This is a genomic window from Geobacter sp. SVR, from assembly GCF_016865365.1.
In the GTDB taxonomy this organism is placed as follows: Bacteria; Desulfobacterota; Desulfuromonadia; order Geobacterales; family Pseudopelobacteraceae; genus Pelotalea.
This window is the reverse complement of the sequence record NZ_AP024469.1, coordinates 4,443,547-4,458,694: the sequence shown is the minus strand read 5'-3', so window position 1 is coordinate 4,458,694 and position 15,148 is coordinate 4,443,547. Positions and strand designations below refer to the sequence as shown.

Genomic DNA, 15,148 nt, shown 5'->3' with positions numbered 1-15,148 from the left:
AAAAATGGTAGATTTTTAAATGTAACAAATCGGAGCGGATAATGGAAGGGTAATACCAAATTTTTTTCTTGCATTCGATGAGGGAGTGGTGGTATAAGATCAATTCCATTGCCCAGGTGGCGGAATTGGTAGACGCGCTAGATTCAGGTTCTAGTTCTCGCAAGGGAGTGCTGGTTCGATTCCAGTCCTGGGCACCATTTAAAAAGAAAAGGCTCTGCAACTGCTGCAGAGCCTTTTTTATTTCCATCACTCAATCACCGTAACCCGCCCTCAGTTTTCCCGCAGGCTTTTATCAACCACTTCGAAAACATCCCGCGGAAGATTCTCCAGCGCCTGGATGCGCTGCAATTCGGCCCGCATCAATTCCTGGCGTGTGCTGTCGTAACGGCGCCAGGTGGTCAGCGGAGCCAGCAGCCGGGCCGATACCTGCGGGTTGATCGGGATCAGCCGGATCAACTGGTCGGTCAGCAGGCGGTAGCCGCTGCCGTCGGCGGCGTGGAAACGGACCTGGTTCTGGCTGAATGAGGCAACCAGCGAGCGGAAACGGTTGGGATTGGCCAGCTCGAAGGCAGGATGCTCCAGGAGCCGGCATACCTCTTCGACCGTGTCGGGCAGGTGCGACATGGCCTGGAGGGTAAACCACTTGTCGATCACGTTGCGGTCATGCTGCCAGCAGTCATAGAACGTCGACAGTATTTCCCGGCGTTCCGGGCAGTCGCATGAGACCAGCGGCGTCAGTGCGCCGATGGAGTCGGTCATGTTGTCCGAGCCATAGTACTGGTCGCGGCACAGCTCGATCAGCGGCTGCTCCGCCAGGCTCATCAGGTAGGCCAGGCACAGGTTGGCCAGCCGCCGTTCTCCGGCGCGCCCGTCTTCGACAGCATAGGGTTCCGCTCTCCGGCAGCGTTCCCTGACCAAGAGAAAATCCTCCCGCAGCCGGGAGGCCAGCGTGCGGACCACGAACTGGCGTGCGCCATGGATTGCATCCGGGTCTGCCACCGGCATCAGCTCGGCCAGATACTTTTCCGAAGGCAGCGTCAACGCTTCGGCCAGGAATGCCCGATCGCTTTCGTCGCTGGTCAGGGTGAGGCGATAGGCCTCGATAAAGGCCTCATCGAGTTCCAGCGCCTGTCCCGCCTGCCATGCGCCGGCCAGATCGAGAATGATCTCCCCGGCCAGGCGCTGCCCCGCCTCCCAGCGGCAGAAGGGATCGCGCTCATGACCGGCCAGCAGTACCAAGTCGTCGTGCCGGTAGGGATAGTCGAGCTTGACCGGAGCGGAGAAGCCACGCAGCAGGGCTGGTAGCGGTTCCTCCTGCAGGCCGGTGAAGCGGAAGACCTGTTCCTGCTCGTTCAGTTCCAGCAGCCGCGAGCCCGGACCAGGAGGCTCCTCCCCCTCCAGCGTCACCGGCAGTTCCTGTCCCGTGGCGCGGTCAAGCAGTCCCATCACCAGCGGCAGATGAAAGGGCAGTTTGTCGGGTTGGCCCGGAGTGGGTGGGCAGGATTGGCGCACCGTCAGGGTGAACGTGCCGGTCGAGGGCTCGTAGCCGCTCGAAATGGTCAACTGCGGCGTTCCGGCCTGGCTGTACCAGCGGGTAAACTGTTCGAGATCACGCTGTCCCGCATCGGCCATGGCCCGCACGAAGTCCTCAATCGTGACTGCCTGTCCGTCGTGGCGTTCGAAATAGAGGTCCAGTCCCTGGCGGAAGCACTTCTCCCCCAACAGGATGCGCAGCATGCGGATTACCTCTGCCCCCTTGCTGTAAACGGTGTGGGTGTAGAAGTTATTGATTTCGATGTAGGAATCGGGGCGGACCGGATGCGCCATGGGGCCGCCATCTTCCGGGAACTGGGTGGTGCGCAGGTAGCGCACATCGTTGATGCGCTTGACTCCGCGGGACTGCATGTCGGCCGAGAACTCCTGGTCACGGAACACGGTCAGCCCCTCCTTGAGGGAGAGCTGGAACCAATCGCGGCAGGTGACGCGGTTGCCGCTCCAGTTGTGGAAATATTCGTGGCCGATGACCTCTTCGATGGCGTGGAAGTCCTCGTCGGTCGCCGATTCCGGCGTTGCCAGCACGTAGCGCGAGTTGAAGATGTTCAGCCCCTTGTTCTCCATGGCCCCCATGTTGAAATCATCCGCCGCTACGATCATATAGCTGTCGAGGTCGTATTCCCGGCCGAATACCTGCTCGTCCCAGCGCATGGCTTTTGCGAGCGAATGCAGGGCATGTTCCCCCTTATGGCGGTTGGCCTCCTGCAGGTAGAGCTCGAGCGACACCTCCCTGCCGGAGCAGGTCGTAAAGCGCTCCTTCAGGCGGACCAGATCGCCGGCCACCAGCGCGAAGAGATAGCTCGGTTTGGGGAAGGGGTCGTGCCAGGTGGCGAAATGGCGCCCGTCGGGCAGCTGGCCGGCATCGACCAGATTGCCGTTGGAGAGCAGCACCGGATAACGTTCCCGGTCCGCCACGATGGTGGTCGTGAAGACCGAAAGCACATCCGGATGATCGGGGTAGGGGGTGATCGAGCGGAAACCCTCGGCCTCGCACTGGGTGCAGAACATGCCGGCCGAGCGGTAGAGCCCTTCCAGGAAGGTGTTGTCCTGGGGTTTCAGTTCGGTGACCGTTTCGAGCGTGAAGCGTGAGGGCACCTGCGGGATGGTGACCGTTTCCTCGGTCACCTGGTAATCGCCGGAACCCAGCAGTCCGTCGTCTATGGCAATGCTGCGCAGTTTGAAGCGGTGGCCGTCCAGGACAAGCGGTACGGCCTGCTCCCCTTTTGCCCGCAGTTCGAGCCGGGAGGTCACCAGCGTGGTTTCCTCGCCCAGTTCGAAACGCAGCCGGATGCTGTCGACCAGGAAGTCATAGGGGGTATAGTCGCTTCGGTGAATGGTGGTATGCTGACGTGTCGTCATGAGGGCTGGTCCTGGAATGGAGATATAGCAACTATACCATAAACTGTTGACGCGGTATCGGCGGGTACCCAATGGCGGGGGCGTCCCGGAGCGGCGGCACCGGGACGAAAATCAGTAGATCACGATGTAATCGTGCTCCTGAGCGATCCGGGAGATCTCCAGGGTGTCCTTGATGCGGTAGGTCTTGCCCTCCAGACGGAAGATGTAGCCCCCTTCTCCATCCGGTTCCGCATCGGCCAGAAGCGCCTCGAACGTCGCGGTCTTGATCATCTGCAGTACCCCCTTTAGCGTCCTGTTGCCTGGCGGATCGCAGCCACCAGGTGGTTCACATCATCTTCCGTTGTCTGCCATGAACACATGAAGCGGGCGCCTCCCGAGCCGATGAACGAATAGAAGCGCCAGCCGGCGTCGCGCAGGGCAGCGGCGGTCGCAGGCGGCATCTCCACGAAGACCGAATTGGCCTGGCAGGGATGCATCAGGCTGATGCCGGGGATATCGGCCAGCTTGTCTGCCAGCAGCCGGGCGTGCCGGTTGGCATGTTCGGCGTTGCCCAGCCAGGCGCCGCTCTCCAGCAGGCCGATCCAGGGGGCCGAGATGAAGCGCATCTTGGAAGCCAGTTGTCCGGCCTGCTTGCAGCGGTACTCAAACTCCTCGGCCAGGGCGCCGTTGAAAAAGACCACCGCCTCGCCCACGGCCATACCGTTCTTGGCCCCTCCCAGACAGAGCACATCCACCCCCGCCTTCCAGGTGATTTCCGCAGGCGCGACTCCCAGGGAGGCGACCGCGTTGGTGAACCGGGCGCCGTCCATCTGAACGCGCAGGCCGTAGCGGTGGGCGAGTTCAGCGGCCCGCCCGATCTCTTCCCGGGAATAGACGGTACCTACCTCGGTCGATTGGGTCAGACTCAGCACCCGCGGTTTCGGATAGTGGATGTCGCTGCGCCGGGTAATGGCATGTTCGACCGCCTCCAGGTCGAGCTTGCCGTCGGCTCCGGGGATATGCAGGATCTTGGTGCCGTTGGAAAAGAACTCGGGCGCCCCGCACTCGTCGGTTTCCACATGGGCCAGATCGTGGCACAGGACACTGTGATAGGAGCGGCACAGGGAGGCCAGTGCCAGGGAATTGGCGGCGGTACCGTTGAACACGAAAAAGACCTGGCAATCGGTTTCGAACAGCTCACGGATGCACTCGCAGGCGCGCTCCGTCCAGCAATCGTCGCCATAGGACGTTGAAAAACCGTGGTTTGCCCTTTCCATCGCTTCCCAGGCCTGGGGACAGATCCCGGCATAATTGTCGCTGGCAAATTGGTTGAAGACCGGCTCGGCCGGTGATTTGATTGTGGTGGTGGAACCCATGCTGCCTCCTGTTTTGGGCCGCCGTTGGATGCGGTTGTCGGGCAGGCCCGTCTCAGGGGCAAATTTAGCATGTAACAGCTTGATTCGCCACAGCTTAAAAACGTACAGCCGAGGTTGTGCTTGAACATCGGCGGATTCCGGCCTAAAATGCATCAATTTTGCAATATGTTTGATCACGAGGGATGGTTTCATGCGCTACAGTCGGATGCGGTTATCACACAAAATCGTGCTGGTGGGACTGTTCACCGGTCTGTTCTTTGGCGCTACCGTACTGAGGGTTCCCTCCCTGATCTCCGAGCCTGCCGCCTCTCCCCTGGACAAGGCAATGGAGGATCTTTCCCGGGTCGAATATCCCAGCCTGAAGAATATCCGCTGGCACGCCCATTTCATCAGGCCGAACGAATCGCTGGAATCGTTATTCGGATCGGATTGGGTCTGGGTGGCGCGCTTCAACCGTATCGACCGGCGGCACGTATATCCCGGCATGACCATCAAGGTTCCGGAGGATGTGGCGGAAATCCGCAACTATACCCCCCTGCCGCGTTTTTACGAGCCTGCCCGGCGCCAGGAAAAATACATCCTGGTGGATATTGGCGAACAATGGCTGGCGGCCTACGAATATGGCAAACTGGTTTTTTCGGTGCCGGCCGCCACGGGGAAAAAGGGTACCGAAACCCCTGTCGGCATGTTCCGGATCGATGCCCGCCACCTGACCCACACCTCGTCGCTCTACAAGACCGCCAATGATGAGGAGCAATACCCGATGGACAACGCCCTGCGGTTCCACATCGGTTCGGACAATGTCTCCTACTGGCTGCACGCCCGCGACCTGCCCGGCCGTCCCGCCTCCCACGGCTGCATCGGGTTGTACGACGAGGAGATGCAGAACCGGGTTTTCGGCAACCCCTCGCGGCCGCAGTTGACCGATTCGCAGAAGCTGTATGAATGGGCCGCGGGCGAGACGGACTACGGCGAGGACTACGGTGAACTGGACGAACTGGAGGACGGTCCGGTGGTCCAGGTGCGCGGAGAACTGCCGCGTTACCTGTCTCAGGCGCTCGCACGAAACTGATTCCCTGAAGCACGGCGGCTGAAGTCGGAGATCATGAGGGGGCATCCCTGCCCGTTCCGTTGAAGCAGGAGTCAGATGCTTCCTCGACGGAAGGCAAGGGAGAAGGGCTCATCAGAATACACAAGAAATGTGCAATACCTTTCGAGAGCCTGCCCGCTGCAGAAAAGCGCACCGGCTGCTGCACGGGCCGATATAACGAGCCCGGAGGCATGTACCGGGCTGCGTCACGATAAACGCTTTAATCCCCGACACAACGATGAAGGGAAGATCCCGCTGCGTTCCCCTGCCTGATAGACATCCTCCACCATCCCCTGATGCACAATACGCTCCTCCCGTTCCTGATCGCCCACATGCCCGATTACTTGAAATCAGCACGGCCCGTTCCAACGAATCATGGTTCCAGACAATAAAGTTGGTAACTGAAGGTTTAATCTTTCCGAAACTGTCTGGCTGGCTGAAAAAATCCCCCGTAGCAAGGAAGGGAAAGCTACGGGGGCAAGTAGGAGGCATAATTATTAAGACAAAAATGTCTTTGTTTTGGTTACATAAAAAATCACGTGTAAGTGCCGCTCGCCTGACCGCTTCCTTGTCGTCGTAATACCCGACCGTGGCGCATGAGGCCTCTCCTGGCACATTCGAGTAATGCAAACGGTCAAAACACAGCGCGGTTTACGGACGGACAATGGCCGTTGAACCGATAACTCATAACACCTATCCACCCACGGCACAGTTTACCCCACCGAAAGCTTCTGGGGAATAAGGTCTAACCACCACGATCGGAGATGGTGCAAAACAGCTTTGAGGTGCTGGTTGTCGGAAAATAAAACCATCCCCAGTTAACAGAAATCGTGAAACGGGACGATTTTGTCGAGTCCTCTTTGTTTTCCCAAATTTCACTGTAACTTTTTCTGTCCATTCCTGTCTTATGTAAAGACTGTGTTACCTCTGGGCGCCCCCCTTGTAAAACCTGAGTTGGCTGATACTGTTATTCCTGTAACGGGTGGACTATCTACCTATTGAAATTTCGTCCATGCTAAAGGCTCCAAGCGATAAGGGGTCTTTAACGTGATTTCAGACGCTTCGTACTTTAAGAGGGAATTTCTATGAAAATTGAGGTAATTGAATCCAAAGGCTCGACGTATAAAGCCTTGTTTGTCAATGTACTGGAAGCGGTTAAAGCATGCGGCATGAACGGTAAAGTCATATTGGTTAACGACATCCAGACCATCTTGAAGTACGGCGTAAAATCCACCCCGGCTCTCATTATCAACGGAGCCGTTATGATGGCCGGGAGGTTATTGCCGCCAGAGGAAATTGCGAAGCTGTTGCAGCAGCATATACCGCCTTTTACTTAAGCCGCCCGGATTGGGACAACGCCTGCAAGAAGTGCGGCTGCGAGCTTCAAGGCGCGGAAGGATCCACCTATGGTAGCTGAAGGTGAGGTTCAGGTGGCAACGAGAAATGGTGCACGTCATGTCTGACCAGTCAATGATACTCTGGCTCATCGGGGCTATTCTTACGGTCACCGGGTTGTCCGGACTCCTGCTGCCGGTAGTGCCGGGAGCACCGGTATTGTTCCTGGGATTGCTGCTTGGGGCGTGGGCGGAAGACTTTCAGTACATCGGGCTCTGGACGCTTCTGGTTCTGGCAGCCCTGGCTGTGCTTACCTATGTGGTTGAGTTCGCTGCCTCCGTGCTGGGGGCGAAGAGATATGGCGGTTCAAAACGGGCCATGGCAGGTGCCGCTGTGGGTGGCATCGTAGGGCTATTCCTGGGAATCCCCGGTGTCCTGTTTGGCCCTTTTGTCGGGGCGGTTATCGGGGAGCTATCCTTGCAGCGCAGTCTGGATGAGGCGAGCCGGGCGGGTTTCGGCACTGTAGTCGGCCTGGCAATCGGGCTGGCCGGTAAATTCGCCATAGGTATCGCCATGATCGGTCTGTTCATCCTGAAGCGTTTCATCTGACATCACTATGCCGAAAATGTCATCCGAGGATTCAGGGGTTCGCGCAGTTTCTCTGCCTGGTCCGGTGATGGGGTTTTGCTTTATGGGCGGATCAGGCGACGGATCTGATCGACTCCGACATCATTGTACGGGGTGGGGGGAAGCACCGCAGCATACGGTTCCCTTCAGCGGTATTGCGGTCGAGGCGACAATGCAGCCACGTTCGTCCTAGTCGATATGTCTACGGGAAACTTCCGAAGGACTACCACCTATGGGAGCGCCTCCGTCGAGGCCGCCATATCAATGATATCCGTTTTGCTGCTTGCATACTGCCTACCCATCACAAAGACGTCATCCACAACACCTTCATAAATGATATTCTCCAGAAGTTTACCTGATGCCGGCGCTTTTCCGGGGAGACGGAGTATCTGGAAGTTCGCATATTTTCCTGGCTCAAGGGAGCCGTGGGCTTTTTCGATTCCCAAGGCAGTTGCACCCCCAACCGTGGCCATATGGAAAACATCCGTTGGAGACAGTTCCTTGCTGAAGGAGTTCAGGGTAAAGCGGATCTCGTCCCAAAGGGAGAGGGTGTTATTACTGGCTAGGGAATCTGTGCCTAAAGCCAACGGAATACCAAGACTCTTAAAAAGAGCCACCGGGGCATGTCCCACATCGAGCAGCTCGTTGCTGCGTGGGCAGATCACCACCTTCACGCCGTGCTGCTTGAGTATTTTCGCGTCTCCCAGCGTTAGATGAACGCAGTGTACGGCTAACGTGTCAGCTGTCAACAGACCGGCACGTTCCAGCAATTCAGTCGAACTGCATCGTCTCGGGGCCGTCAGATATCGTTCCCAGCCTACAAATGGGTAAAGTTCTTGAGCCAAGGGACCAGCACTATCAAATACAAAGTCAGCCTCCGACTTTGACTCTGAAAGATGGATCACCAAAGGCAACTGCTTTGCATGGGCTGTCCTTCGAATCGTATGTAGATGTTCCTCCCCTATGGTATATACGCTGTGGGGAGACAAGCCACTCGTGATGTAGCGTGGGCCGTCGCTCTGGCAGGCGGTTACTGCATCCTCAAGCAGATGCTGGAATCGTACGGGATCGTGGCCGAGCAGTTCAAAATACAATCTGCCACCAAGAGGTGTGGCACGGTAAGCAGGGGCCATCGAAAAATCACTCACGATCTCCCCGACTGCAGTCGTGCCTGATTCCAGACAAATTCTGACGCCTTCGGCCAGCGATTTCCGGAAATCGATGTTCTCAAGTCCACGCTTGATTTTGATGAGTTGGATCACCCAGTCTACGAAACGACGGGGACTGTATTCCACGTGCGTTCGCAGGAGCCAAGACGGGAAATGGGTCAGCTCGAGGTGGGTATGGGCGTTTATCAGTCCGGGTAGAATCGCGCATCCCGGATACTCTATTACCGGGACATCATAAAGCTTCTTCAGATCGTCACGTTTCCCCAGAGCCCCAACTATTCCATCCTGTACGAGAATCGCTCCACCGGGAACAATTGGGTAGGTGGGAGAAATCAGCCATGATGCTGCTGCGATAAAAGCATCATTTTTTCTGGTTTGCTGGATCATATGCACTGAACTCCCGGTGGAGCATTCCGGCTCTTTGAACGTTGCTTTAATTCACTATACCACGGTAGCTGAGACAAGATATCAAAGGCCCATCGTTATTACTCAAAAGTTTCGACAAAATCTATTCAGCGGCGCCATCATGAATGCGAAATGGTGCCGGAAAAATTTTTGCTGAGCGTACCGCACGATTCGGACTTGAACCAAGATAACAGTGACGCAAAAGGGACCTTCATATGAGGTCCCTTTTGCAGTTCACAACAGTAATTAGTTCATAACGTTATTTGTCGCATACATGTGTGGACCGCTGCTTCCGACTTATTCCACCGTGACGCTTTTGGCGAGGTTCCTGGGCTGGTCCACATCGGTTCCCTTGAGAACCGCCACATGGTAGGCCAGTAGTTGCAGCGGCACCGAGAGCAGCAGCGGATCCAGGTCCTCGTCCAGGAGCGGGATCTCGATCACATCCTCGGTCCGCTCCGCGATGATCTCACACCCGGTCGAACAGAGTGCGATCACCCGGCCGCCGCGGGCATTGACCTCCTCCATGTTGGAGAGCGTTTTCTCAAAGCTGCTGTTGCTCGGCACCAGCATGACCACCGGCACCTCTTCGTCGATCAGGGCAATGGGGCCGTGTTTCATCTCGCCGGCCGGATAACCCTCGGCATGGATATAGGATATCTCCTTCAGTTTGAGAGCCCCCTCCAGCGCAATCGGGAAGTTCTTGCCGCGCCCCAGGTAGAGGAAATCCCTGGCGTTCATGTACTTGCGTGCAATCCGCTCGGTCTGGGTGTCCAGGGTCAGCACTTCCTCCAGCAGGGCCGGGACCCGTTTGAGAGCCGCGATCATCCGTTGGCCCGTGGCTGAGTCTATGACGCAGGTGGCCCGGCCGAGGCGGATGGTGAACAGGTACAGGGCAATCAGCTGGGTGACGAAGGCCTTGGTGGAGGCCACGCCGATTTCGGGGCCGGCATGGGTATAGATCACGCCGGACGATTCACGCGCAATCGAGGAATCCACCACGTTGCAGATGGCGATGTTCATTGCGCCGCGCGATTTGGCTTCGCGCAGGGCGGCCAGGGTATCGGCGGTCTCGCCGGACTGGGAGATGACAATCACCAGGGTATGCTCGTCGACCACCGGGTTGCGGTAGCGGAATTCCGAGGCGATATCCACCTCGACCGGAATGCGGCAATGCCCTTCGATGTAGAATTTGCCCAGCAGCGCGGAATGCCAGGAGGTGCCGCAGGCTACGATCGTGATCCGCTTTATGGCTGCCAACTGCCGATCACTGAAGCTCAGGTCCTCCAGGTAAACATCCCCCTCGCTCTCCAGCAGTCTCCCTGCAATGGTATCGCGTACCGCCCGGGGCTGCTCGTGGATCTCCTTGAGCATGAAGTGTTTATAGCCCCCCTTTTCGGCCATCAGCGGCGACCAGTCGATATGGCGCGACTTCTTGTCCAGCGGCGATCCCGTAATGGTGGAAAAGCGCGCCACGCCGTTGTGGAAGACCGCCATCTCGCCATCCTCCATGAAGACCATCTCCCGGGTGTAGGCCAGGATGGCGGGGATGTCCGATGCGACGAAGAATTCGGCTGCACCCAGGCCGACGACCATCGGCGAGCCGAGCTTGGCGGCGATCAGCGTGTCCGGGTCGCGTTCGTTGACGACGCAGACCGCATACGCTCCCTGCAGTGCCAGCAGTGCCTGCCGCACCGCCTTTTCAAAATCCGGCTCCGAGGCAAGTTTTTCCTCGACTAGATGGGCAATCACCTCGGTATCGGTTTCGCTCTTGAAAGTGTGACCGTTCTGACGGAGTTGCTCGCGCAGTTGCAGGTAGTTTTCGATGATGCCGTTGTGGACGACGATGATCGGCCCGGCTTTGTGGGGGTGGGCATTGATCTCCGACGGGCGGCCATGGGTGGCCCAGCGGGTATGGCCGATGCCTATGGAGCCGCGCAGCGGCTGATCCCGCAGGAGTCCCTCCAGGTTGATCAGTTTGCCTTCGCTGCGCCGGATGCCGGCTTCGCCGGTTGTCAGCGTGGCGATGCCGGCCGAGTCATAACCGCGGTATTCAAGTTTCTTAAGCCCTTCAAGGATGATGGGGGTAGCTTCCTGCCCGCCGATATAGCCAACGATACCGCACATTCAATATTCCTCCGGTTGGTGATTTAGGTACAAGGGTAATGCTGGTTTGTGACATCGTAATGCGGGAATACCCGGAAAAACCGGGCCCGCAGCGGTCATTTTTCTGATGGTCCCCGCGGAAACACGGTGCGCCGCTCAATAAGCCTACGCAGAGGCCTCGTCAGGCGGCGGAGAACAGGATGCTGCGAATTCAGGCCGTACCGAGACGCGGCATCTTCAGCATCGGTATGAACAGTCCGAGACGGTGCAACACTTCCGTGAATTTCCGGTAATCCACCGGCTTGGTGACATAACAGCTGCATCCCAGGGAGTAACAGGTGCTGATTTCGTTGGGATCGTCGGTGGTGGTCAGCATCATTACCGGCAGTTTCTTCAGCTCGGGATCGTTTTTGATCCGCCGGAGCACCTCGATGCCGCCCATCCGGGGCATGTTGATGTCAAGCAGCAGCAGGTATGTCTGGCCGTAAACGTGGCGAAGCGCGGCAGTTTCAGGCGGGGAATGAAAGAAATCCATTGCTTCCTGCCCGTTGCGGAACCGGAGGATCCGGTTTCTGACCCCCGCCTCCTGCAGGTTTTCCTTGATCAGTTCGGCGTGCCCGTCGTCATCCTCCGCGATCAGGATGACGAGTTCCTGGTCCAGTCCGTGATCCATGCCGCCTCCTGCCTTTCAGAGAGATCCAAAACGTCGACCGCCTCCGGGGAACGGGGCAGTACAACATAAAATCGGCTTCCGACCTCGTGTTCCGATTCCACCCAGATCGATCCCCCCAGCCGGTCCGCCATCCGCCTGGCAATGGTCAGGCCGAGGCCTTCGCCCGGTCCTTGCTCGGGATGGAGCCGTTGGAAGATATTCCAGATTTTCTCCTGGTCGGCAAAGGGAATACCCAGTCCGTTATCTTCCACGCAGTAGCGGACACCGTCCGGAACCGGCACTCCGGAAATCGTGACCACCAGCGGACGGTCATGGGCTCGATATTTGAGGGCATTGTCCAGCAGGTTGCTGAAAATCTGGGTAACCTGTACGCCATCGGCCATGCAGGGCTGGTAGGTGCCTATTTCCACCCGTGCCCCGGCAGCCTCGATCTGGTACGCCATGGATGAAACTATTTTCTCCAGAATTATACGCATGTCAAGCGTCTCAAAGCAAATCGCCGCACGCCCCAGTCGGGAGAGGCGCAGCAGGCCGTTCAGCAGTCCGTCCATCTTTTCGACACTGCCGGTGATGAACCCGAGCGACTTGGGGATGTCTTCCCGCAGCTGGCGGTCCAGGCCCTGGCGCGCATCCTCCGGCAATTCAGCCGCCGCTGTCAGCAGGTCCAGCTCGGTGCAGCTTTTGAGCAGCCTGCGGCTGAATCCCTGCACATTTACCAGCGGCGAACGCAGATCGTGCGATGCCACGTAGATGATGCCCTCCAGCTCCTTGTTCTTCTGCTGAAGTTCCCGCAACAGGCGGTCGCGCTGCTGTTCGGTCCGTTTCCGTTCGGCGATCTCGTTGTGCAGTTCACGGTTGGCGTTGGAAAGACTCCTGGTCCGTTCCTCCACCCGTTGCTCCAATGTCTCGTTGGCGTGGATGATCTCCTGAAATCTCTGGGACAGGGCTGCGGCCATCTCCCTGAAATTCAGGCTCAACCGGTCGATCTCCGCCACCATGCTCTGCGGCCAGGCAGACACCGTTTCCCGCGACAGCCGCGCGGGCAGGTCGGTGGTCAGTTGCGAAAGGTGCAGCAAGGGGGCTGCCAGCCGGCGGGAAACGTAAAGCGAAGCGGTCAGAGCCAGCAGGTTGACCATCAGCAGGATGGAGAGCGCCCGGATGTGTTCACGGAAGATCTTGTGCTGGTAGGGTGCCCAGGGACTTTCCACCAGAAGGCTCCAAGGCGCATCGGCGCCCAGCGCCACCCTGCCGAGGTAGATCGAACGGCCGGACTGCTGCCACACGGGTATCGGACTTTCCGATGTGCCCGGCAGGAATTGGGTGACATTGCTCCATTTCGTCCGGTGAGAAGTGCCGCGGACCTGCGGAGTGAAGGGGGCCATGAGACCCAGATCGGGTCTGGTGCCGGCAATGACGCGCTGGTCGCTGTCGATCAGGGTGATGTCATGATACGGTTTGTGCCGGGCGGAATTGATAGTTTCGCTGAGCGGCTGCAGATTGAGCCCGGCAACGACGTAACCGGAAAAGCGTTTTTCCTTGAAAACCGGCAGCCCCATGGCAACGATGGGGGCCGGATCGTCGGTACGCGGCCTGAAAATGCCGGTGACCACCCCCTTGCCGGTGTCCCGGAGCTGGTGGTAATAGACCCGGTCGCTGAAATCCATGCCGATCAGGGGATCATCGGGACCGTGCACCGGCGAGAAGGTGACCGAATGTCCCGCTGCATTGCCGGTGTACAGCACGGCGAAATTCGGATTTGCTGCGTGCAGGAGCTGCGTGGCGAGTTGCAGCCGCGAGAAATCGGCGTTGCTGTCGTTGAGTGGCAGATGATCCGCCTCGTTGACCAGTTGCGATAACACCAGCATGTTGCTCCGGAGCTTCAGACGCAGTTCGTAGAGCGCCACGTCCGAACTGATCCTGAGGTCATTGCCGAGTTCATTGAGATATTTTTCTTCAACAAGCCTGCCGTGCAGCACCATCACGATGACCGCCGGAATGAGCACCAACGACATCAGCAGGTTGAACAACAACTGATGAATGGGGATGGAATGGCGCTCTTCGGGTGAACGCCACAAAGCCGCGATCGAAGGGACGTAGTTCAGGAGCAGGCTGGCGATCAGCGCATTGGTGATGCCGATCGTCCAGTACATCAGGATGCCCGCCACGGTGCCGATCAAGGGCGCTTTCATCACCACCAGGAAGAACAGCCATGCCAGGGGAGCACCAAGCAGCGGCCAGTACAGGGCTGCATAAAGGACGAGATTCCTGGAGCGTCCCCTCCGGAGTAGGAGCCCCACGAAGAGCGGTTCGCAGGTAAGCCAGACCATCGCATAGGGATGACCGAAGAGCCGGATCGTCCAGGCTGATGCGACCAGTCCCGCCAGCACGCCCCAGCGGATACCGTAAAGGCTGACGACCATGAAGACGGCTATGCTGCCGAACAGGTATTTGAAGCCCGCAAAGAGCGGCACGGAAGCCATATTGCCGACCAGACCGGCGCAGATCAGCAAAGCCAGCAGCACGGTACGGCGGCAATTATATGGCACCCCTCTATCCATGGAGGGGCCTCGAAAAGGTGCCGGAGCGGTACGTCAACGGCGCACGGCAGGGGGCGGAGCACGGATGTCGGAAGGTAGTCTTCATGGCCTGGATTCCGGGTGCTTTCTGCTGAAAGGCCTTATGCTAGCATACTTTGCCGGACTTGATAAGGAGGTAATGCCGCGGCATGCCTGGACAACGTCGCGATTGAACCTGAACCCGTTTGTGCGTATGATGCCGATGATCCCGCGGTCGGGGAATCCGCGTAGCCAGCGGGAAGCACAGCGGCACCCCGGCCGGTCGGAAAAGACATCTGTGATACGGTGATATTAAAAGGAGAACCACATCAATGAAACGTATTCTTATTGCTCTCATCTTCGTCTCGCTTGCCGGCAGCGCCTGTGCCGAATCGATCGGCTTCGGCGTGCGGGGGGGAGGCGCCACCAGCCGCAGCAGTTACTATGCGGAAGGCTTTGCAGATCTGTATCTGAACAGGCTGGTATCGATCGGCGCCACTGCGGCGTATGTCATGCTTGACCACAATGATGCTGGTTCCATACGGCGCGACACCTCCGTACCGATTACGGCCCTGTTCAAGGTGCGTCCGCCGCTGCCGTTTTTTCAGCCCTACGCCGGACTGGGGGCGGCAGTAGTTTTTCATGAGAATCGCGGCGTCAAGGGAACTCCTGTAATCGTCGCGGGAACCGACCTGAACATCAGCACCAGTCCACTGTTCCTCAACGTAGAATACCGCCGCCAGTTCGATGACAAGCTCGATTTTCTCGGCGGAGGCCTGGGGATCAAGTTTTAATCCGCAGCGCCCCGGTGTCGCTGCCAAAGTAAGGGCCGGGCGGCTTTTTCTCACGATTTGATTACCGTTGACATTGCATAGTGCGCACGTTAATCTCAGGTCTTTAATAAATCGTCTTTATGCAAA

At 58.1% G+C, this 15,148-nt stretch carries 11 protein-coding genes and 1 tRNA gene; 5 read left to right on the top strand and 7 right to left on the bottom strand.

Annotation, left to right across the window (positions count from 1 at the left end; translation table 11 throughout):
• Nucleotides 1–110 precede the first annotated feature (110 nt).
• Nucleotides 111–197, top strand: a tRNA-Leu gene (locus GSVR_RS20820).
• Between the two features lie 73 nt (nucleotides 198–270).
• Here the strand turns inward: GSVR_RS20820 and pepN are convergent.
• From pepN to GSVR_RS20805, 3 genes are all read right to left on the bottom strand, one after another.
• Complete coding sequence (pepN, locus tag GSVR_RS20815; protein ID WP_173195871.1) at nucleotides 271–2,913, bottom strand: aminopeptidase N; 2,643 nt, start codon at nucleotides 2,911–2,913, stop codon at nucleotides 271–273.
• 111 nt (nucleotides 2,914–3,024) lie between these two features.
• Complete coding sequence (locus tag GSVR_RS20810; RefSeq protein WP_173195869.1) at nucleotides 3,025–3,183, bottom strand: hypothetical protein; 159 nt, start codon at nucleotides 3,181–3,183, stop codon at nucleotides 3,025–3,027.
• Between the two features lie 14 nt (nucleotides 3,184–3,197).
• Entirely contained in the window at nucleotides 3,198–4,268 is a 1,071-nt protein-coding gene (locus GSVR_RS20805; protein ID WP_173195867.1) for a low specificity L-threonine aldolase, read from the bottom strand.
• A gap of 190 nt (nucleotides 4,269–4,458) precedes the next feature.
• On the opposite strand from GSVR_RS20805, the gene GSVR_RS20800 reads away from it, so the two are divergent.
• The 3 genes from GSVR_RS20800 to GSVR_RS20790 all read left to right on the top strand — a co-directional run bounded on the left by GSVR_RS20800 (nucleotide 4,459) and on the right by GSVR_RS20790 (nucleotide 7,302).
• Nucleotides 4,459–5,340 carry a L,D-transpeptidase gene (locus tag GSVR_RS20800; RefSeq protein ID WP_173195865.1) on the top strand — a complete coding sequence of 294 codons (882 nt, stop codon included), beginning with the start codon at nucleotides 4,459–4,461 and terminating at the stop codon, nucleotides 5,338–5,340.
• A gap of 1,103 nt (nucleotides 5,341–6,443) precedes the next feature.
• Entirely contained in the window at nucleotides 6,444–6,695 is a 252-nt protein-coding gene (locus GSVR_RS20795; RefSeq protein ID WP_173195863.1) for a thioredoxin family protein, read from the top strand.
• A 118-nt stretch (nucleotides 6,696–6,813) separates the two neighbouring features.
• Nucleotides 6,814–7,302, top strand: coding sequence for a DUF456 domain-containing protein (locus GSVR_RS20790; RefSeq protein WP_173195861.1), 489 nt, complete (start codon nucleotides 6,814–6,816; stop codon nucleotides 7,300–7,302).
• A gap of 248 nt (nucleotides 7,303–7,550) precedes the next feature.
• Here GSVR_RS20790 and GSVR_RS20785 read toward each other — a convergent pair whose 3' ends face one another.
• The 4 genes from GSVR_RS20785 to GSVR_RS20770 form a co-directional block, all read right to left on the bottom strand.
• On the bottom strand, nucleotides 7,551–8,876 hold the full coding sequence (locus GSVR_RS20785) for an amidohydrolase family protein (protein WP_173195859.1): 1,326 nt from the start codon (nucleotides 8,874–8,876) through the stop codon (nucleotides 7,551–7,553).
• A gap of 315 nt (nucleotides 8,877–9,191) precedes the next feature.
• Nucleotides 9,192–11,021 carry a glutamine--fructose-6-phosphate transaminase (isomerizing) gene (glmS, locus tag GSVR_RS20780; protein WP_173195852.1) on the bottom strand — a complete coding sequence of 610 codons (1,830 nt, stop codon included), beginning with the start codon at nucleotides 11,019–11,021 and terminating at the stop codon, nucleotides 9,192–9,194.
• Nucleotides 11,022–11,211: 190 nt separating this feature from the next.
• Nucleotides 11,212–11,673 carry a response regulator gene (locus GSVR_RS20775; RefSeq protein WP_173195851.1) on the bottom strand — a complete coding sequence of 154 codons (462 nt, stop codon included), beginning with the start codon at nucleotides 11,671–11,673 and terminating at the stop codon, nucleotides 11,212–11,214.
• Entirely contained in the window at nucleotides 11,637–14,231 is a 2,595-nt protein-coding gene (locus tag GSVR_RS20770) for an ATP-binding protein (protein WP_173195849.1), read from the bottom strand. The genes GSVR_RS20775 and GSVR_RS20770 overlap by 37 nt, the downstream gene beginning before the upstream one ends.
• Before the next feature lie 329 nt (nucleotides 14,232–14,560).
• Here GSVR_RS20770 and GSVR_RS20765 point away from each other — a divergent pair, with 329 nt between their 5' ends.
• Nucleotides 14,561–15,022, top strand: a complete 462-nt coding sequence (locus tag GSVR_RS20765) for a hypothetical protein (RefSeq protein WP_173195847.1) — start codon at nucleotides 14,561–14,563, stop codon at nucleotides 15,020–15,022.
• Nucleotides 15,023–15,148: the final 126 nt, after the last annotated feature.